Source organism: Terriglobales bacterium (genome assembly GCA_035573675.1).
Taxonomy (GTDB): domain Bacteria; phylum Acidobacteriota; class Terriglobia; order Terriglobales; family Acidobacteriaceae; genus DATMAB01.
On record DATMAB010000007.1, the window covers coordinates 57,231 to 76,339 of the forward strand.

At 64.0% G+C, this 19,109-nt stretch carries 17 protein-coding genes; 9 read left to right on the top strand and 8 right to left on the bottom strand.

Translation table 11 applies throughout. The features are described from left to right. Positions 1-54 precede the first annotated feature (54 nt). The 5 genes from VNK82_01385 to VNK82_01405 form a co-directional block, all read right to left on the bottom strand. On the bottom strand, positions 55-1,854 hold the full coding sequence (locus tag VNK82_01385) for an acyl-CoA dehydrogenase family protein (protein HXE89595.1): 1,800 nt from the start codon (positions 1,852-1,854) through the stop codon (positions 55-57). A 62-nt stretch (positions 1,855-1,916) separates the two neighbouring features. Next, positions 1,917-2,252, bottom strand: a complete 336-nt coding sequence (locus tag VNK82_01390; protein ID HXE89596.1) for a GxxExxY protein — start codon at positions 2,250-2,252, stop codon at positions 1,917-1,919. A 120-nt stretch (positions 2,253-2,372) separates the two neighbouring features. Further along, entirely contained in the window at positions 2,373-3,551 is a 1,179-nt protein-coding gene (locus VNK82_01395; protein HXE89597.1) for an acetyl-CoA C-acyltransferase, read from the bottom strand. Between the two features lie 26 nt (positions 3,552-3,577). Beyond that, a complete protein-coding gene (locus tag VNK82_01400) occupies positions 3,578-4,027 on the bottom strand; it encodes a hypothetical protein (protein HXE89598.1) in 450 nt (149 codons plus the stop codon). A gap of 86 nt (positions 4,028-4,113) precedes the next feature. Further along, a complete protein-coding gene (locus VNK82_01405; protein ID HXE89599.1) occupies positions 4,114-6,531 on the bottom strand; it encodes a 3-hydroxyacyl-CoA dehydrogenase NAD-binding domain-containing protein in 2,418 nt (805 codons plus the stop codon). 394 nt (positions 6,532-6,925) lie between these two features. On the opposite strand from VNK82_01405, the gene VNK82_01410 reads away from it, so the two are divergent. From VNK82_01410 to VNK82_01430, 5 genes are all read left to right on the top strand, one after another. Next, on the top strand, positions 6,926-7,831 hold the full coding sequence (locus VNK82_01410; GenBank protein ID HXE89600.1) for a patatin-like phospholipase family protein: 906 nt from the start codon (positions 6,926-6,928) through the stop codon (positions 7,829-7,831). 118 nt (positions 7,832-7,949) lie between these two features. Then, the gene (locus tag VNK82_01415) at positions 7,950-8,561 is read left to right on the top strand and encodes a GAF domain-containing protein (GenBank protein HXE89601.1); all 612 of its coding nucleotides are present in this window, start codon (positions 7,950-7,952) and stop codon (positions 8,559-8,561) included. Further along, positions 8,558-9,397: a transketolase gene (locus tag VNK82_01420; protein HXE89602.1), complete on the top strand. Its 840-nt coding sequence runs from the start codon at positions 8,558-8,560 to the stop codon at positions 9,395-9,397. The genes VNK82_01415 and VNK82_01420 overlap by 4 nt, the downstream gene beginning before the upstream one ends. Positions 9,398-9,474: 77 nt before the next feature. Further along, entirely contained in the window at positions 9,475-10,455 is a 981-nt protein-coding gene (locus VNK82_01425) for a transketolase C-terminal domain-containing protein (GenBank protein ID HXE89603.1), read from the top strand. A 106-nt stretch (positions 10,456-10,561) separates the two neighbouring features. Further along, positions 10,562-11,077: a phosphoglycerate mutase family protein gene (locus VNK82_01430; GenBank protein HXE89604.1), complete on the top strand. Its 516-nt coding sequence runs from the start codon at positions 10,562-10,564 to the stop codon at positions 11,075-11,077. Here VNK82_01430 and VNK82_01435 read toward each other — a convergent pair. Then, positions 11,074-12,459: an MFS transporter gene (locus VNK82_01435; GenBank protein HXE89605.1), complete on the bottom strand. Its 1,386-nt coding sequence runs from the start codon at positions 12,457-12,459 to the stop codon at positions 11,074-11,076. The genes VNK82_01430 and VNK82_01435 overlap by 4 nt on opposite strands. A 131-nt stretch (positions 12,460-12,590) precedes the next feature. On the opposite strand from VNK82_01435, the gene VNK82_01440 reads away from it, so the two are divergent. The 3 genes from VNK82_01440 to VNK82_01450 all read left to right on the top strand — a co-directional run bounded on the left by VNK82_01440 (position 12,591) and on the right by VNK82_01450 (position 16,633). Continuing rightward, positions 12,591-14,666 (top strand): M28 family metallopeptidase, encoded by a 2,076-nt coding sequence (locus VNK82_01440; protein HXE89606.1) that lies wholly within the window; start codon positions 12,591-12,593, stop codon positions 14,664-14,666. 192 nt (positions 14,667-14,858) lie between these two features. After that, the gene (locus VNK82_01445; GenBank protein ID HXE89607.1) at positions 14,859-15,149 is read left to right on the top strand and encodes a hypothetical protein; all 291 of its coding nucleotides are present in this window, start codon (positions 14,859-14,861) and stop codon (positions 15,147-15,149) included. Continuing rightward, entirely contained in the window at positions 15,107-16,633 is a 1,527-nt protein-coding gene (locus tag VNK82_01450; protein ID HXE89608.1) for an ATP-binding protein, read from the top strand. The genes VNK82_01445 and VNK82_01450 overlap by 43 nt, the downstream gene beginning before the upstream one ends. 10 nt (positions 16,634-16,643) lie before the next feature. Here VNK82_01450 and thiC read toward each other — a convergent pair whose 3' ends face one another. Beyond that, positions 16,644-18,104 (bottom strand): phosphomethylpyrimidine synthase ThiC, encoded by a 1,461-nt coding sequence (gene thiC, locus VNK82_01455; GenBank protein HXE89609.1) that lies wholly within the window; start codon positions 18,102-18,104, stop codon positions 16,644-16,646. 123 nt (positions 18,105-18,227) lie between these two features. On the opposite strand from thiC, the gene VNK82_01460 reads away from it, so the two are divergent. Then, positions 18,228-18,683 carry a cytochrome c maturation protein CcmE gene (locus VNK82_01460; protein HXE89610.1) on the top strand — a complete coding sequence of 152 codons (456 nt, stop codon included), beginning with the start codon at positions 18,228-18,230 and terminating at the stop codon, positions 18,681-18,683. 128 nt (positions 18,684-18,811) lie between these two features. Here VNK82_01460 and VNK82_01465 read toward each other — a convergent pair whose 3' ends face one another. Continuing rightward, positions 18,812-19,105, bottom strand: coding sequence for a GIY-YIG nuclease family protein (locus tag VNK82_01465; protein HXE89611.1), 294 nt, complete (start codon positions 19,103-19,105; stop codon positions 18,812-18,814). Between the last annotated feature and the right edge of the window lie 4 nt (positions 19,106-19,109).

Below are 19,109 nucleotides of genomic sequence, written 5' to 3' on the forward strand. Positions count from 1 at the left end.
CGGCGACTCTACTTTCTGGCCTCCGTGCTCCCCTGTGTCCTCTGTGGTTTTGCGCTACGTCGTTACGTACTTGCCGGTCTCGATCACCCGCTGGGCGATTCGCTGCCGCAGCGCAATAACGTTGTACGGTTCGTACTTCCCCAAGCGCCGCAGGATAGCGAGCTGGGTGCGCAGCATGTCGCCCTCGGCGACGGCGGCAATCACCTTGCGCGCGGCTGATTCCACCTTCTCCATCGCGACCGCGAGATACACCTGGGTCATGGCGATGGCCAGCGCGGCGGCTTTCTCTCCCTGTTGTGCCGCCATCTTCCGGGCGCGCAGCACGACCGACTCCATGGCGTAGGCTTCGATGGCGAGGTCGGCCATGGCTCCCATGATCTCCTGCTGGTCGGCAAGACCGGTCATGTACTTCTGCGAGGCGGCGCCGGAGGCGAACAAGGCCAGCTTCTTGGCGGCAGCTACCAGCTTGCGCTCGGCGGCCAGCGGGCCTTCGAATTCGTCGCCCGAGGTGGGGCCGGAGAGCACTTCGTCCATCAGCTTCTTGATGGCGGGCAGCAGCGGCAACTGGCCGCTCATGGCGCGCTTCAGCAGGAAGCCGGTGATGATCAGCCGGTTGATCTCGTTCGTGCCTTCGAAGATGCGGTTGACGCGCGAATCGCGATAGGCGCGCTCTGCCGGATACTCCTCCACGAACCCGTAGCCGCCGTAGATCTGCACCACGGCGTCCACCACGCGGTCCATCATCTCCGAGCACCAGACCTTGACGATGGAACATTCGACGGCGTATTCCTCGATCCCCTTGCGGATCAGGCGGGAAGCTTCCGGCGACTTCTTGTCGATGCCGGCGAGCGCGGCGTCGATCATGCCCACCGTGCGATAGACGATGCTCTCGGATACCCACACGCTGACGGCGATGTCGGCCAGCATCTCCCGGATCATTCCGAACTCGGCAATGGACTTGCCGAACGCCTTGCGCTCCTTGGCGTAAGCTACCGCGTGCTCCAGCGAGGTGCGCGCGCCGCCGGTGCAGCCGGCGCCCAGCTTGAAGCGGCCGATGTTCAGGATGTTGAAGGCGATGACGTGGCCCTTGCCGATCTCGCCCAGCAAGTTCTCCGCCGGAACCTTGCAGTCACTGAGGATGACAGGAGTGGTGGACGAGCCGCGGATGCCCATCTTTTTCTCTTCGGCGCCGATGGTCACGCCGGGGTACGTGCGCTCCACCAGGAAGGCGCTGAACTTTTCGCCGCCCACCTTGGCGAAGACCGTGAACAGGTCGGCGAAGCCCCCGTTGGTGATCCACATCTTTTCGCCGTTGAGGATGTAGTGCTTGCCGTCGGGCGTGAGGTCGGCGCGCGCCCGGCAGTTGAGCGCGTCGGAGCCGGAAGTGGACTCGGAGAGCGCGTAGGCGCCGATCAGCTTTCCGGAGGCCAGCCCGGGCAGGTACTTCTTTTTCTGCTCGTCGGTGCCGAAATACACGATGGGCAGCGTGCCGATGCCCATGTGCCCGGTGAAGCTCACGCTGAAGCTGCCGCACTTGGCGATGCGGTCGGAGATGATGGAAGACGACACCTTGTCCATCTCCGCGCCGCCGTATTCTTCGGGGACGTCCACGTTGGCCAGGCCCAGCTCGCTGGCCTTGCGGATGAGCTCCCGCGTGACCGCCCAGTCCTTGTGCTCGATCTTCTCGATGTTGGGCACGATCTCGTTGCGCGCGAACTCTTCCGTGGTCTGCGCAATGAGCTGGTGCTGCTCGCTGAAGTCCTCGGGCGTGAAGACTTCCTCCGGCGTGCGGTCTTCGATCAGGAAGCTGCCGCCGGTGATCTGGGACTTTGGTATTGCTTCTACAGTGGCCATTTCATTTCCTCGCGCATCGGTAAAAAGCTCACCACAAAGGACACGAAGGGAACACGAAGGAATTACTTCCAGTCGGTTCCCATCACAAACCGTTTGATTCCATCCTTAAGGTGAACCACGTTGAAATTAATGAGCAATCCAAGATTCCGCCCGCTCAGCTTCAAATATGAGAGAACCTGGGCCTGATGAATCGGCGCCAGGGCCTCAACACTTTTGACCTCGACGATCACGAGGTCTTCGACGAGTAGGTCCACTCGATAGCCGACTTCCAGCTTTACTCCGTCGTATACGACAGGCAACGGCACCTGGGTTTGAACATTCAGGCCCGCTTTGCGAAGCTTCTTGGGCGAGGCACGCCTCGTAGGTGCTCTCCAGCAATCCAGGGCCGAGGGAGCTATGAACTCTCATGGCGGCGTCGATCACAAGGCGGCTCACCTCGTTCGCCGTCCGTTTCTTAGTTATGCCGCCCATTTCACTCCTTCGTGCTGCCTTTGTGCCCTTTGTGGTGAAAGACGTGATCAGTCGAGGTTCTCGAAGACTCCCGCTGCGCCCATTCCTCCGCCCACGCACATGGTCACCATGCCGTAGCGGGCCTTGCGACGCTTGAGCTCGCGGAGGATCGAGGCCGTGAGCTTGGCGCCGGTGCATCCCAGCGGATGACCCAGTGCGATTGCGCCCCCATTTGGGTTGATCCGCTCTGGATCGAGTCCGCCTTCCTTGATAACCGCCAGCGATTGCGCCGCAAACGCTTCGTTCAATTCAATGACCGCGATGTCATCCAGCTTCAGCCCGGCCAGCTTCAACGCCTTGGGGATGGCGAACACCGGACCCAGCCCCATCTCCTCCGGCTTGTAGCCGGCCGTCGCGAACGACACGTAGCGCGCCAGCGGCTTGATGCCGAGTTGCTTGGCTCGTTCGGCAGACATCACGACCGCTGCCGCCGCGCCATCGGACATCTGCGACGCATTGCCTGCGGTAACCGTTCCCTTGGCATGGAACGCCGGTTTCAGCTTGGCCAGGGCTTCGAGCGAAGTATCCGCGCGTGGGCCTTCATCGACTTTGAAAACCATCTCGGTTCGCTTCGGCTTCGCTCCATTAGGCGTAGTGAAGCTCACCGGCACGGGCACGACCTCGTCTTCGAATCTCCCCGCAGCGATAGCCGCCAGCGCCTTCTGATGGCTGCGCAGCGAGAACTCATCCGCCATCTCACGGGTGATGCCGCAGCGCTTCGCCAGGCGCTCGGCCGTGAGGCCCATGGAGAGATAGGAATCCGGGTAGTGTTCGATCAGCCACGGATTAGCCGATACCTTGTTGCCGCCCATGGGCACCAGCGACATGGACTCGGTGCCGCCGGCGACGATCACCTCCGCGCCGCCCGCCTGGATGCGCTCCGCCGCCAGCGCAATCGCCTGCAAGCCGGAAGAGCAGAAGCGGTTGATGGTCATGGCTGAAGTCTCGACCGGCAGCCCGGCACGCAACGCGGCGATGCGGGCCACGTTCATCCCTTGCTCGGCCTCGGGCATGGCGCAGCCCAGGATGACGTCCTCGATCTCGCGCGCCTCGAGCTGCGGCACGCGCTCGAGCGTCCCCTTGATGGCGATGGCGGCCAGGTCATCCGGCCGCGTGGTCCGCAACGTGCCCTTGTAAGCCTTGCCGACGGCGGTGCGAACCGAACTGACAATCACAACTTCACGCATAGGATCCTTCTCTAGGGGCCCTTGCCTCAGAATCGAAAGACTTCATAGCCAGGCCCCCTGCAGTTGTAGATAAGCCACTTGTCCTCTGGAATCTTCTTGCCATCTACTTCTGAGAACGAAATAGCGATGATCTGGTTCTCTTTCACTTTTTTCCCGTTTTCCTTGCGGGAAACGGTCTGAAAGAACACCGTCACTAGACTGCCCACTGACACATCCGTCGCATTCATGAGCCTCTTACTGCCGTCGGTTGTGGGCACGTTGCAGCCTTTCACAAGGCGGCCGACAAACGTCTCGGTCTTCGAGCCCTTGGTGTAAGTGAGGGTTAGGTTCTGGTTTGCATCTCCAGAGACGACCTTACCCGTGAAGATCGATCCGCCATAGCTTGTCGGGTAGTAGCCGCTCGGGGCAGTTCCATATTGTGCTGGGACCCGGACAGACAGTGCGAGCAGCGCCAAACTTAGCAATCCAGTTCGCATGGCGCCTCCAGTAATCGCTTCCTGCGTGGCCCGGTACTGATCAGTATCGTGTGCTGCGCAATCCCCCATCGTCAATCACTGAATCCTCAATTGCGTAACGTCTTCCCCGTCTTCAAAGTGTACTGAATGCGCTCCTGCGTCTTCTTCTCGCCGCACAGCGACTTGAAAGCTTCGCGCTCCAGGTCGAGGATGTACTGCTCGCTCACCAGCGTGCCCGGCGTGACGTTGCCGCCGCAGAGCACCTCGGCAACCTTGTTGCCGATCTTCACTTCGTGGTCGCTGATGTATTCGCCCTGGCGCATGAGATGTACGCCCAGCTTCAGCGTAGCCAGCACGTTCTCGCCGGGGGCGGGAATATCGGTGCGCATCACCGGCGGCACGTAGCCGGCGCGGGCCAGCTCCAGCGCGCGTTCTTTCGCATCGGCCAGAATGCGTTCCCGATTCATAGTGATGCGGTCAGAGTCGGAAAGGAAGCCGTAGCCGCGGGCTTCGTGTGCCGAGGTTGAGACTTTAGCCGTGGCGATGGTTTCGAAGGCGCGCTTCATGGCCTCCATCATTTCGACTGATTCGCCGCGGCCTTCCGGCCGGATGGAGCCGGCGGAATCGAGCGCGCGCAGCAGCATCTCCTTGCAGCCGCCGGCCCCGGGCAGCAGGCCGACGCCGACCTCGACCAGCCCCATGTAGAGTTCGCAATGCGGCTGGCGCGCCGCGGCGTGCAGCGAGATTTCCGTGCCGCCGCCCAGCGTCATGCCGAAGGGCGCCACCACCACCGGCTTGGGACAGAATTTGATGGCCTGCGTCATGCCCTGGAACTGGCGGATGGCGAGGTCCACGTCGTCCCATTCTTCTTCCTGTACCGCCATCAGCAGCAGCATGAGGTTCGCGCCTACGGAAAAGTGTGGCGCGTCGTTGGTGATGACGAAGGCGTCGAAGGCGTCGCCGGGGCCGCCGGGCTTCAGCGCCTGGCTGACGAGCTGCACGATGTCGCCGCCCAAGGAGTTCATCTTGGAGTGGAATTCCAGGCAGCCGACACCGTCTCCCAAATCCACCAGCGAGCAGCCGGCGTTCTTCTTCACCACGCCGCGCGACTTCTTTACAACCTCCACTGACCACACGCCCGCCGGGACTTCCACGTCGCGGTAGTCGCTCTTGGCCAAATCGAAATAGGAGCGACCGGAAGCGGCTGCAGCCGTGTCGGCATACCAGGACTTCTTGCCCGCGGCCAGCAGCTTCCTGGCGTTGGCGGCGACCGGCTTGCCTTCCTTCTCCATGCGGGCAACGGTGGTTTCGACACCGGCGGCGTCCCACAGCTCGAACGGTCCCAGCTCCCAGTTGAAACCCAGGCGCATGGCGCGGTCGATCTCGACGATGGAATCGGCGATCTCCCCGATGCGATTGGCCGAGTAGGTCCATAGCTCCGCGAGCGCGGTCCACAGGAACTGCGCAGCTTTGTCCCTCGGATCCCCGGAAAGCAAGGTGCGCAGCCGTTCGGGCAGGCTCTCGAGGTTGCGCGCCATTTCGAGCGCCGCGAACTTTGGCTTCTGCTGCGGGCGATACTCGAGCGTCTTCCAGTCCAGGCTGAGCCGCTCGTCGCCGTTAGCGCCCTTGGTTTTCTTGTAGAAGCCGCCGCCGGTCTTGTCGCCCAGCCACTTGCGGTCAAGCATCTGCGTGAAAAACCCGGGGAGGGCCAGGTCACTGCGCTCGTCATGCACGTTCTCGGTCAGGTTGCGGACCACGTGCCCGAGAACGTCGAGTCCTACGAGGTCGATGGTGCGGAAGGTTGCCGAGCGCGGCCAACCGACCGCGGTGCCGGTGAGCGCGTCGACCTCTTCGATGGTCAGGTCCATCTCCTGCATCAGCCGCATGACGTTGAGCACCGAAAACGTCCCAATGCGGTTGGCGATGAAGTTCGGGGTATCCTTGGCGAAGACGATGCCCTTGCCCAGAACGACATCAGCGAAGTGGGTTACCGCGTCGAGCGCGGCGCGGTCCGTTTCCGGCGTGGGGATGATTTCCAACAAGCGCATGTAGCGCGGCGGGTTGAAGAAGTGCGTGCCGAACCAGTTGCGCCGGAAATCCTCGGAAAACCCCTCGGCGATCTTCGCCACCGGAAGCCCGCTGGTGTTGGTGGTGACGATGGCGCCCGGCCGCCGTGCAGCCTCTACCTTCTTCAGCAGTGCGCGCTTGATCTCCAGGTTCTCCGTGACCGCTTCGATGACCCAGTCGCAATCACGGATGCGCTCCAAGTCGTCTTCGAAGTTTCCGACCGTAACCAGGCGGGCCAGTGCAGGCTCAAAGAACGCCGCGGGCTTCGACTTCAGCGCCCCATCAAGTCCCGCTTGGGCGATCCTGTTCCGCGCCGCCGGTGGCGAGTTGGCCGGGGCATCCGGCGGAACGACATCCAGCAGCAGGGAAGGGATTCCGGCGTTGGCCAGATGGGCGGCAATCCGCGCCCCCATGGTGCCGGCTCCGAGTACCGCGACTTTATGAATGCGCTTATGCATAGGAACAGAAGGCAGTCGATGAAACCAAACCGCTGGGACAGCGCGACGTTCGGACAAAAATCGTAGCAGCTTCGATAAGACATCGCTGCGGAGGCAGGCAAGAGAAGAAGCAGGAGCCGGTCATTGGTTCACCCTCCTCCGGGCCCCCGGGGGCCCGTGGCCGCCCGGCCGACCCATAAGACCGGGCCAAAAGACTGCGGCGCGCGCCGCAGTGGATTTCGGGGGTGAGGATGGCAGCGGCGCGCGCCCTATCAGATTGGTGGTATAGTACTGAATGAGCATTCATTCAGTCAAGCGAATTCGTTACTTCCGGCCCCCGCTGGTGACCCCGGAACCCGGAAGTAATCTTTCGCCAGCCGAAGAGTAGGAGCATCCTAAGGGTAGGCAGGGGACCATGGCTTTCCGGGTCGCACGCGCGCTCGAAGCCTTTTGGAGGACGCTCACCCGTCCGGTCACGGAGATCGCTCGTTTCCAAAGCGTACCAGCCATCGGGGTGGCGCTGGGCGGCGGGTTCGCCCGCGGCTTGGCTCACATCGGCGTGCTCAAGGTGCTGGAGGCGGAGCGCATTCCCATCCGTTATCTGGCGGGCACCAGTGTGGGCGCGCTGTTGGGCGCCATCTACGCCAGCGGCGTCCCGTTGCGCGACATGGAGACCGTCGCCCATTCGGTGCGCTGGAAGGATTTCGCCCGCTGGACCATCTCCCGCCACGGCCTGGCCTCGAACGACCGCATGATCCCCTTCCTGCAGAAGGTTCTGCGTGTGCAGAACTTTGAGGAACTGGAAGTACCGCTGGCAATCGTGGCCACCGACTTCCAAAGCGGCGCACCGGTGGTCTTCCGTTCCGGCCCGCTGATTCCGGCGATCCGCGCCAGTTGCGCGTACCCGGGCGTGTTCGTGCCGGTGGAGGTCAATGGCCGACTGATGGTGGATGGCCTGCTGGCCTACTCTGTGCCCACCGTGCCCCTGCGCCAAATGGGCGCCGAGCGCGTCATCGGCTCGCACTTGCGGGCCAGTTGGGTGGGCAAGGATGGCCCGCAGCATGTGCTGGAGATCATCGCGCAATGTTTCTCCATCGCTCAGAACAAGATGAGTGCGGAGTGGAGAGCCGCGGCCGACCTGATCCTCGAGCCGGACGTCGCCGGCTTTGCGCATGACGCCTTCGAACGCGCCGGCGAACTCATCCGCCGCGGCGAAGAGGCCACCCGCCCGGCGCTGGCGCAGATCCGCGCCTGGCTTGCTGCACCTCAGGCCACTCCCGCAGCCGCTAAGCCGGCGCCGGCACCGGCCTCTGCCAAGTAGCGCAGGGACGAGATTGCACCGAAAATGGTGCACTCCCCGCGCGTTTCCTTCGTTGACCGCATTTCCGGGGCCCGGTTACACTAAAGTCGTTCCCTGAAAATTCCAACAGGATCAGCGCTTGAAACGCTACCGTTCCCCACGCGAAGTCCTCGCTGACGTCGAACGTGTGCTTGCCGCGCGGCCTAGCGCCACAGCACACGCGTCGCCGCTCGATGAGATTGTCGAGCAGCTCCACGACGCCCGCCATTATTTCTGGATCGGCATCTACCTGGTCGTGGGCGAGCAGGTGGTGCGCCAGGCCTTTCGTGGTCCCGTGCCGCCCTGCCACGCCTTCGCATTCGGCGTAGGCAACGTCGGCACCACCGGCCAGAGCGGCATCCTCAAGGTGATTCCCGACGTTTCCCAGGACCCTACCTACAGCATGTGCTTCCTGGAGACCAAATCGGAGATCGTGGTTCCCATCAAGCTGGGCGGGAAGGTCTTGGGCGTGATCGACGTGGAAAGCGACCGCGAGAACGCCTTCGGCAAGACCGACCGCGTGCTGCTGGAAGAGGTCGCCGATCGCCTGGCGCGTTTCCTCACAAAGTCCGGCCGGTACCTTCTGCGCCACGCTCGCGAGTCGGCGACGGCTTCCAACAGTCCCGTGCGCGCCTATCCGGCCAGCGCCGAGAAGGCCGTGAAATCTTCCGGCGGACGTCGCGCCGCCGCAGGAGCGGGAACGCGTTCATGAGCGCATCACAGCCCCAGTCCATCGCGGAACTCCAGCGCATCGCCAACCGCATGCGCATCGAAATCATCCGCATGCTGGGCGCGGCGGGCAGCGGCCATCCCGGCGGCTCGCTCTCCAAGGTCGAGCTGCTGGTGGCGCTCTACTTCCGCGTGCTGCGTCACGATCCCAAGGACCCGGCGTGGCGCGAGCGCGACCGCTTCATTCTCTCCAACGGGCACAGTTGCCCGGTGCTCTATGCCACGTACGCCGAGACCGGCTACATCGACCCCGCTTTGCTGATGACGCTGCGGAAGCTGGGCTCGCCCCTGCAGGGCCACCCGGACAAGCGCATGCTCCCTATTCTGGAAGCGTCCACCGGCTCGCTCGGTCAGGGCCTTTCCATCGGCGTCGGGGCGGCGCTGGCGGCGCGGCTCGACCAGCTTGACTACCACACCTTCGTCCTGGTCGGCGACGGCGAAGTGCAGGAAGGGCAGATCTGGGAAGCGGCCATGTTCGCCGGCCACCAGAAGCTGCAAAACCTGACCTGCATCGTGGATTACAACAAGATCCAGCTCGATGACTTCGTCACTAACATCATCGATTTGGAGCCGCTGGTGGAGAAATTCCGCGCCTTCAACTGGACCACGGTCGAGATCGATGGCCACGACTTCGCGCAGGTGATTCCTGCGCTGGAGCGGGCGCGCGCCAATACCAGCGGCCGACCCACGGCCATCATCGCCCACACCGTGAAGGGCAAGGGCGTCTCATTCATGGAGAACGTGGTGGAATGGCACGGCGTGGCCCCCAAGCCGGACCAGGTGGAGGCCGCCGTCGCGGAGCTCGAGGCAAAGTTCTAGTGCACGGGAGTCGGCTGTAGAGACGTTGCTTGCAACGTCGCAATTCCAGAGCTAGCAGCCAGGAGCTAGAAGCTATCATGGAAGCGACCGCCGCCATGAAGACGGGGACCAAATTCGAGCTGAAGATGGGCGCGGCCACCCGCGAAGCCTACGGGCAGGCGCTGGTGGAGTTGGGCCGGGAGAACCCCAACATCGTCGTGCTCGACGCCGACCTGGCCAAGTCCACCTACAGCGCCAAGTTCGGCAAGGAGTTTCCCGACCGCTTCTGGACCGTCGGCATCGCCGAGGCCAACATGGTGGGGATTGCCGGCGGCCTCGCCCTGCAGGGCAAGATCCCCTTCGCATCCTCGTTTGCCGTTTTCCTCACCAACAAGGGGTTTGACCAGTTGCGCATGAGCATCGCCTATCCGCGCGTCAACGCCAAGTTCTGCGGCTCGCACGGCGGCATCTCCATCGGCGAGGACGGTCCCAGCCAGCAGTCGGTCGAGGATATCGCGCTCATGTGCGGTCTGGCGGGGTTCGTGGTACTGGTGCCGGCCGACGAGTTCTCAGCCCGCGCCCTGGTCCGCCGCATGGCCGAGCATGTGGGCCCGGCGTACATGCGCACCGGGCGTGCCAAGTCACCCATCATTTACGGTCCGGCGGACACCTTCGAGATCGGCAAAGCCAAGGTCCACGGCCGTGGCCGCGACGTGGCTATCGTCTCCTGCGGTTACGAACTGCAGTACGCGCTGCGCGCGCAGCACATGCTGGAAGAAGAAAGCATCGCCGCGCGCGTCATCGACATGCACACCATCAAGCCGCTCGACGAGGCTGCGATCGCGCAGGCTGCGGCAGAGTGCGGCGCCATCGTCACCGCTGAGGAGCACCTGCTCGACGGCGGACTCGGGTCGCAGGTGGCGCGCGCCGTGGCCCGCACCACACCCGTGCCCATGGAGTTCGTCGGCATCCAAAACACCTATGCGGAATCGGCCACTCCCGACCAGCTCATGGAAAAGTACGGGTTGACCGCGCCCTACATCGTCAAGGCCGTGCACGAAGTGCTGAAGCGGAAGTAGAGCGGTTGGGTAGAGCCGGCCTTCAGGTGTGCGCGATTACAATCCTCTCGGTCGTGTTACCTTGGTGTCCTTGTGTTGCATTGTCTTGTCGTGCAGGTGAGTCTGGATGAGACTTGGACTTCATGCTGTCGCCCTGACTGCCGTTCTGCTTCTGCCGCTGGCTGCCGAGGCTCAGCGCGCGGTCATCCTGGTGCGGCACGCCGAAAAGCGCTACAACTCCGATGAACCCGCCGTGCCGCTCTCTGAGAAAGGCGACGCTCGCGCCCGAGCGCTGGCGGATCTGTTGAAAGATGCCGGCATTACGGCCATCTATTCCACGCGCACCATCCGCACCCAGCGCACGGTCGCGCCCCTGGCCCGGGAACTGGGCTTGAAGGTCACTCTAGCCGATCAAAGAGAGCCGAAGGAACTCATCGAGCGCATCCGCAAGGATCAGCCCAACGGCGTCGTGCTCATCGTCGGCCACGCCAACACCGTTCCGCAGCTATTGCGCGCTCTGGGCGACACCGAGGAAGTCGACATTCCCTCCAGCGAATACGACAACCTTTTTGTCGTCATTCCCAACGAATCGGCCAAACCCACGGTTCTGCGCCTGCGCTATCCCATCAAGGAAGCCCACTAGTCCAGGCACCTCAGCTCCGGCCGCATGAAGTAGAGAAAGAGGGTCACGATCAGCGCCAGGGCGGACATGGCCGCGATCGCCACCGGCGCGGTCATCACTCCGGCCAGCGACCCAGCGATCAGGCTGCCCACAGGCGCAAATCCCAGGAAGGCCGTGGCGTACATGCTCATCACGCGCCCCCGCATCTCTTCCCGCGAAAGATGTTGCAGCAGCGAGTTCACTGTGGCCACCATCAGGATCATGCTGTAGCCGGCCACCAACTGCAGCGCCAGCGAAAGCGCGAACCAGCGCGAGAACGAGAACAGGATGACGGAGGCCAGGAACACCGTTCCCCAGGCGGTGACGAACCGTCCCCTCCGCCACACCCGTCCCCGCCAGGCCACGGTGACGGCGCCGAAAAAGGCGCCCAGCCCGCTGGCCGCCATCAGCAGACCCAGCCCGCGCTCGCCTACGCCCAGGATGTCCCGCGCGAACAGCGGCAGGAACATCAGGTAGGGGACGCCGAAGATGCTGGCCAGCCCCACCAGCGTCACCAGCATGAGCATGGAGCGCTGTCCGAACAGGTAGCGGAAGCCCTCGCCCAGCTTCTCCAGCATTCCGGCCCCGTCATCGTTGGCCGCGGCCGGCGGGTATTCCATGCGGGCCAGTGCCACCAGCACCGCCAGGAAGCTCAGACCGTTGAGGAAGAAATTGCCCGCCACGCCGAACCAGGCCATGGCAAATCCGCCCAGGGTCGGCCCGATCACGCGCGACATGTTGAACTGCGCCGAGTTCAGCGCGATGGCGTTGGTCAGGTCCTTGCGCGGCACCAGTTGCGGCACCAGCGCCTGGTAGCTGGGCGCGTTCAGGGACATGGCCACTCCGGTGGCGAAGGCCAGCAGCAGAATCTCCGGCAGGTTGACGACCTTGAACCAGGTCAGTGCGGCGAGCACGAAGGCGAAGACCATCATCGCCGCCTGCGTGCGCATCAGCAGCCGCCGGCGATCCATCTGGTCGGCGATCACGCCGCCCAGCAGCGTGAACACCAGCATGGGCGCCGAGGAGGCGAAGCCCACCACGCCCAGCCAGAACGCGGAATTGGAGAGCTCCAGCACCAGCCAGCCCTGGGCCACGTTCTGCATCCAGGTGCCGATGTTGGAGAGGAAGTTGCCCGTCCAGAACAGGCGGAAGTTGCGGTGCCGCAACGCGCTCGCCATGCGCGTCATGGCGAGCGAAACCGGCGGAAGCTGCGGCGCGACCGGTTCTTCCACCGCCACGCCGCCGAGAGGGCCCTGGGCGGCGACGCCGTTCAGCGCGACTCCGTCGCCTTCCACGGCGCTGGATGCGGCGTGTTCCCTCGCGGGGCTCGCGTCGCTCGCCGCTTCCGGCTCAGTCGTCTTCATCGCCTCGGTCATTTATAGTTTAAGCGGTGCACTTCCGCGGCGCGTATTGTCGGCGCCGTTACGCCTCAGGAGATTGGATGAACACCAGGCCGCTCACGCTCCTCGCTGTTTTTGTTCTTTTCGCATCTATCATGGTTGCGCAGGATGCCCCGGCCCCCATCACGGGGTTTCGCGATCCGGCTGCTCAGCGCGAGCTCGAGGACCGTTTCCTGGCCGTGCCCGACGCGATGCGCGCCGGCGAGCATCTGCGGATCCTGACGGCGGAGCCCCACCTTGCCGGAACGCCCGGGGACCGCAAGACTGCCGAGTACGTGGCTGAGCAGTACCGCAAGGCAGGCCTGGAGACGGAGATCGTCGAGTACAAGGTGTGGATGAATTATCCAGCCGAGATCTCCGTGCGCATCCAGTTGCCCGACGGCCGCACCTTCACCGGCCCGACGCCCGAGCATGTGAGCGGCGATCCCTTCCAGTCCGACCCCCGCGTAGTCACTGCCTACAACGGCTTCTCTCCCTCAGGCGAAGTCGAGGCGGAAGTGGTGTACGCCAACTACGGCCGCCCGGAAGACTTTCGCAAGCTGAAGGAAATGGGCGTCGACGTCGCCGGCAAGATCGTCATCGTGCGCTACGGCTCGAACTTCCGCGGAGTGAAGGCTTACACCGCCCAGCTCAATGGCGCCGCGGGCGTCATCATTTATTCCGATCCCATCGACGACGGCTACTTCAAGGGAGATATGTATCCCCGAGGCGCCTGGCGTCCGGAAAGCGCCGTGCAGCGCGGCTCCATCAAGTACATCTTCAAATATCCCGGCGACCCGACCACGCCCGGCATCGCATCGTTACCCTCGCTTTCCGACGCGCAGCGTACGCCGCCGGAGAAGGCCGCCAACGTTCCACGCATTCCCACCACGCCGCTCTCGTACGGGGACGCCCGGCCTATCCTGGAGAATCTCGCGGGACCAGTGTCTCCGCGCGAATGGCAAGGCGCTCTCCCCTTCACCTACCACGTAGGACCGGGCCCGGTGCGCGTCAAGCTGAGCCTGAAGCAGGATTTCGCGTACCGCACCATCTGGGATGTCATCGGCCACGTGCGCGGGCGGGAACTGCCCGATGAATGGGTCATCAACGGCAACCACCGCGACGCCTGGGTGTACGGCGCTGTGGATCCCAACAGCGGAACGGCGGCGCAACTGGAGGCCGTGGCCGGCGTCGGCGCGCTGCTCAAGACCGGCTGGCGCCCGCGCCGAACCCTGATCTTCGCCAGTTGGGACGCAGAAGAATTCGGGCTTACGGGCTCCACCGAGTGGGTGGAGCAGCACGCGCGCGAGCTGGCCGGAGCCGTGGCCTATCTCAACATCGACTCCGCCGTTGCGGGTCCCAACTTCACGGCCTCCGCCGTGCCTTCGCTCAAGCCCTTCCTGCGCGAGGTCGCCAAGGCCGTGGCCAGTCCCAAAGGCGCGTCCCTGTACCAGGCCTGGCTGACGCAGAAGCCCAAACCGGAAATGCCCGGCTCGGCCGGAGGCCACGAGTCCACAGGCTCCGACGCCGCCGAAGCCAAAGTGGGCGACCTGGGCAGCGGCTCCGACTACACGCCGTTCCTGCAGCACATAGGAGTCCCTTCGACCGACGTCAGCTCCGACGGCGACTACGGCGTGTATCACTCCGTGTTCGACAACTTCGAATGGTTCCGCCGTTTCGCCGACCCGGAATTCCGTTACCTGCAGCAGATGGCGCGCGTCGTCGGCATCCAGGCCTTGCGTCTCTCCGAAGCGGACATCCTGCCCTACGACTACGAAAACTACGGGCGGGAAGTCGTAGCGCACTTGGAGGCGGCGCAGAAGAAGGCCGCCGCAGCGCTGGGCAAGGATGCGCCGGATTTCGCTGCGGCACTGGCGGCCGCGCGACGGCTCCAGGCCGCCGGAAAATCCATGGGCGACGCCCAGCGCAACCCCGCCACCGATGCCGCTCGCGCGAACCGCGTGCTGCGCGAGGTGGAACGCGCGCTGCTCCTTCCCGAGGGGCTGCCCAACCGGCCCTGGTATCGGCATTCCATCTACGCCCCGGGCGAATTCACCGGCTACGCCGCCGTGGTTCTGCCCGGCGTAACCGAGGCCACCGAAGCCGGGGACGCCGCGCGGGCGCGCGCGCAGCTTGCACAGCTCGCGGAGGCGCTGAACCGCGCCGCCGGCCTTCTGGAAGGTTTTCGCTGACGCCGCCGTAACAAAAATCCGTCAGCCGCATCCCAGCGTACTGATGCAGGCAGCTTCTGTCGGGCTTTGAGCCCGAAGGTAACCATCGGAGTCCCAGGGAAGGCGTCCGCGCACACATCGCAGTCCTCCCAGTCGTCCCGCAGAAAGTCCTGTCTCGCTCGTGAATCCATAGAGGTTGGACTCTAGCGGTAGATGCGAACTTCGCGCAGCATTGTGGTTTCAGCCGCGGTTCTGATCGTCGCACACCTCACGGGAGCTCTCGTCGTCGGTGGCCCGCTCCACCGCATGTGGTCAACGCTGGTGCAGATGGCAGCCCTGATGGCGGCGCTTTCCTGCTTCCTGGCAGCCTACCGCTCGATTGGCGCGCTGGAACGCACGCTCGACATGCTGGAAAAGCGGAGGAAAAATTCCGGCTGCTCTTTGCTTCCAATCCCGAGCCCATGCTGGTCTACGATCCGCGCACGCTGCACTTCCTGGAAGTGAACAACGCCGCAGTCGAAAAATACGGCTACTCGCGGGACGAGTTCCTGGCCCTCAAAGTTACCGACATCCGGCCCGTCGAGGACATCCCGCTCTTCCTGGACACCGTGCAATCGCGCCGGCCGAAGGATTCCGGTCCGCACTTCGGGCACTGGCGGCATCGCCACAAGGATGGCCGCATTCTCAACGTCGAAGTCACCGCGCAAGGGCTGGACTTCGCCGGCCGCCGTGCTGTGCTGGTGGTGGTGAAGGACGTCAGCGAGCGCATGCACCTGGGCGAGCAGCTTCGCCAGGCGCAGAAGATGGAAGCGGTAGGACGCTTGGCCGGTGGCGTGGCCCACGACTTCAACAACGTGCTCACCGTGATTACCGGCTACACCAGTATCCTGATGGAGTCTCTGGACCCCGATTCCCCACAGGCGCACGACCTGCGGCAGATCGCCAAGTCGGCGGACCGCGCCGCGGCGCTCACCCGCCAGTTGCTGGCTTTCAGCCGCCGACAGGTCCTGCAGCCGCGCGTGCTCAACCTCAATAGCCTGGTGCTGAACGCGCAGAAGATGCTGGAGCGCCTGATCGGGGAGGACATCGAAATCCACCTGTCGCTGGAGGCCAGCCTGGGCTCGGTAAGCGCGGACCCCGGCCAGCTCGAGCAGGTCATCATGAACCTGGCCGTGAATGCCCGTGACGCCATGCCGGACGGCGGCAACCTCATCTTCGAAACCCGCAATGTCGAAGTCGAGACCCCGCGTTCGCTCGGCCACTTCCGGGTTGCGCCCGGCTCCTACGTCATGCTGGCGGTCACCGATACCGGCTGCGGCATGGACTTGGAGACGATTGGCCGCATCTTCGAGCCGTTCTTCACCACCAAGGAAAAGGGAAAGGGAACCGGCCTGGGGCTCTCCACCGTGTACGGGATCGTCAAACAGAGCGGCGGCTACGTGTGGGTGGAGAGCGCTCCCGGCGAGGGCAGCACCTTCACCATCTATCTGCCGCGCGTGGAAGCGCCTGCCGATGACGAAAGCGACGAGCCGTTATCGGCTGCCAGGCGGGGCGGCGAGACCATCCTGCTGGTGGAAGACGATGCTGTGGTGCGCGAGCTGGCGCGCCGCATCCTGGCCGGCAGCGGGTATCACGTGCTGCCTGCGGGCAGCGTGGTGGAAGCCGAGCGCTTCTGCCGCCAGCACGCCGGCAATCTCGATCTGCTGCTCACCGACGTGGTGATGCCCGGCATGAGCGGCCGGGACCTGGCCCGCCGCCTGGCGGTCATGCGTCCCCGCATGCGCGTCCTCTACATGTCCGGCTACACCGATAACGTCATCGTGCACCGCGGTGTGCTCGATCCCGGAACCCACTTCCTGCAGAAGCCGTTCACGCCTCGCACCTTGCTCGAGAAGGTGCGCGAGGTCCTCGACGGGCGCCTCGAACCGGAGCCCAAGCCGGCTGAACGCTGTCCGGCGGAGGAACCGTGGGGCCTTTCTAAGAACTGAGAACCGAGAACTAGCTCCCCAATATTCTCGTCACCAGCCCGGAGAGGTCTTTCTTTTCCAGGCCGTGCACATCCTTGTTGTACTCATCCACCTTCGAAGAGTAGTTCATGGAGCAGAATTTGGGACCGCACATGGAGCAGAAGGCCGCCGTCTTGTAGTAGTCGTCGGAGAGGGTTTCGTCGTGCATGGCGCGCGCGGTCTCAGGATCGAGGGCGAGCGCGAACTGCTTCTCCCAGTCGAAGTTGTAGCGCGCGAAGCTGAGCGCGTCGTCGCGATCGCGCGCCCCGGGGCGGTGGCGGGCGATGTCGGCGGCGTGGGCGGCGATCTTGTAGGCGATGATGCCGTCCTTGACGTCCTTCTCGTTGGGCAGCCCGAGGTGCTCCTTGGGCGTGACGTAGCAGAGCATCGAAGCGCCGTACCAGCCGATCATCGCCGCGCCGATGGCGGAGGTGATGTGGTCGTACCCCGGCGCGATGTCGGTCACCAGCGGGCCCAGCGTGTAGAACGGCGCCTCATGGCACCACTCCATCTCTTTGTCGACCTGTTCCTTGATCTTGTCCATGGGGACGTGCCCGGGGCCTTCGATCATCACCTGCACGTCGTGCTCCCACGCCTTCCTCGTGAGTTCGCCCAGCGTCTTGAGTTCGGCGAACTGGGCCTCGTCGCTGGCGTCGGCCACGCAGCCGGGCCGCAGGCCGTCGCCCAGGGAGAACGAGACGTCGTACTTCGCAAAAATCTTGCAGATGTCGTCGAAGCGTTCGTAGAGAAAGTTCTGCCGGTGATGGTGCGCCATCCACTGGGCCAGGATGGCGCCGCCCCGGCTCACAATCCCGGTGATGCGGTTGGCCACCAGCGGCAGGTACTGGATGAGCACGCCGGCGTGGATGGTCATGTAGTCCACGCCCTGCGCCGCCTGCTCCTCGATGACCTCCAGCATCAGGCCGGCGGACAGGTCCTCGATGCGCTTCACGCGCGAGACGGCCTCGTAGATGGGCACGGTGCCGATGGGCACCGGCGAATGCCGCAGGATGGCCTCGCGGATCTGGTGGATGTCGCCGCCGGTCGAAAGGTCCATCACCGTGTCGGCGCCGAAGTGCACCGCGGTATGCAGCTTGCGCAGCTCTTCCTCGATGTTCGAGGTCACAGCCGAGTTGCCGATGTTGGCGTTGATCTTGCACTTCGAGGCCACGCCGATGGCCATCGGCTCCAGTTCCGGATGATTGATGTTCGCGGGAATGATCATGCGGCCGCGCGCTACTTCGTCGCGGACGAGTTCGGGCGCGAGGTTCTCGCGCTTCGCCACGTACCCCATTTCTTCGGTGATGACGCCCCGCCGCGCGAAGTGCATCTGGCTGACATTCGAGTCACCTGTGCGCGCCATCTGCTCGCGCCGACCCGCGATCCACTCCGCGCGCGGCGGATGAATGCCTTCTGCGGTCGCAACACTTCCGTTCTTGCGCTGAGTGCTCATCGAAGTGGTTCTCGTCTATTGCGACTTGATTATAGCGCCCTCGCTGGAGCGATTCGAGAAACCAGAAACGAGAAACCGGCAACCTTGACCCTTTCCCACCCGCAGCGTAGAGTTCTCTTAGCTATGTCTTCCGCTTCCAGCCGCTACCTCCGCTTCGGCGCAGCCATCTCCATCATCGTCCTCTCGCTCGGTTATCTCGCCTACACCGGCGTGCAGGAGTCGAAGAGCTACTACGTGACGATCAACGAGCTCAAGCAGATGGACGACAGCCGCTACAGCAAGCGCCTGCGGGTAGCGGGCAACGTACAGCCGGGCTCCATCAAGCGCCAGGGCACCCGCGTCGAATTCGTGCTGCTGGAGGAGAACGAAGCGCTGCCGGTCGTCTACAAGGGCACCGAAGCGCCACCGGATACGTTCAAAGACGACTCACAGGCACTGGTCGAAGGCCACCTCGACCGCGAAGGCGTCTTCCGCGCCAACCACCTGCAGGCCAAGTGCGCCTCCAAGTACGCTCCGGCACCCGGCCAGCCCGGCGCGCCGCAAGCCCAGCCGGCGGCTCCCGCACCTGCCGGTTCGTAGCTTCTCTTCCGCTCATCTCTAGACCGTGTCACCCCGAGCGCGCGGCCGCGTATTGTTTCGTTTCCGCGCCGCCGTGCGGCGCGGGCGCGGCGCGAATCGAGGGGCAAGGCTGTTGCATCTGTTTGCGGTTACTCGTACCACCCCTCGCTCAGGTCATGGCAGTTCCGATTCATTGATTCGATTAGCCAGATCTTCTTCTCGCGGCGGCAGCGCTTGAGCTGTTTCTCGCGATCGATGGCGCTGCGGACATCGCTGAACTTCTCGAAGTAGACGAGGCGGCAGACGTGCCAGTGGCTGGTGTAACCCGGGAGCATCTTGCTCTTGTGCTCCCATATGCGCTTCCTGAGGCTGCGGGTAATACCGATGTAGAGGAGCTTGGTGGCATTGGCGACGATGTAGACGTAATACCAGCGCTCTTGCATGGCT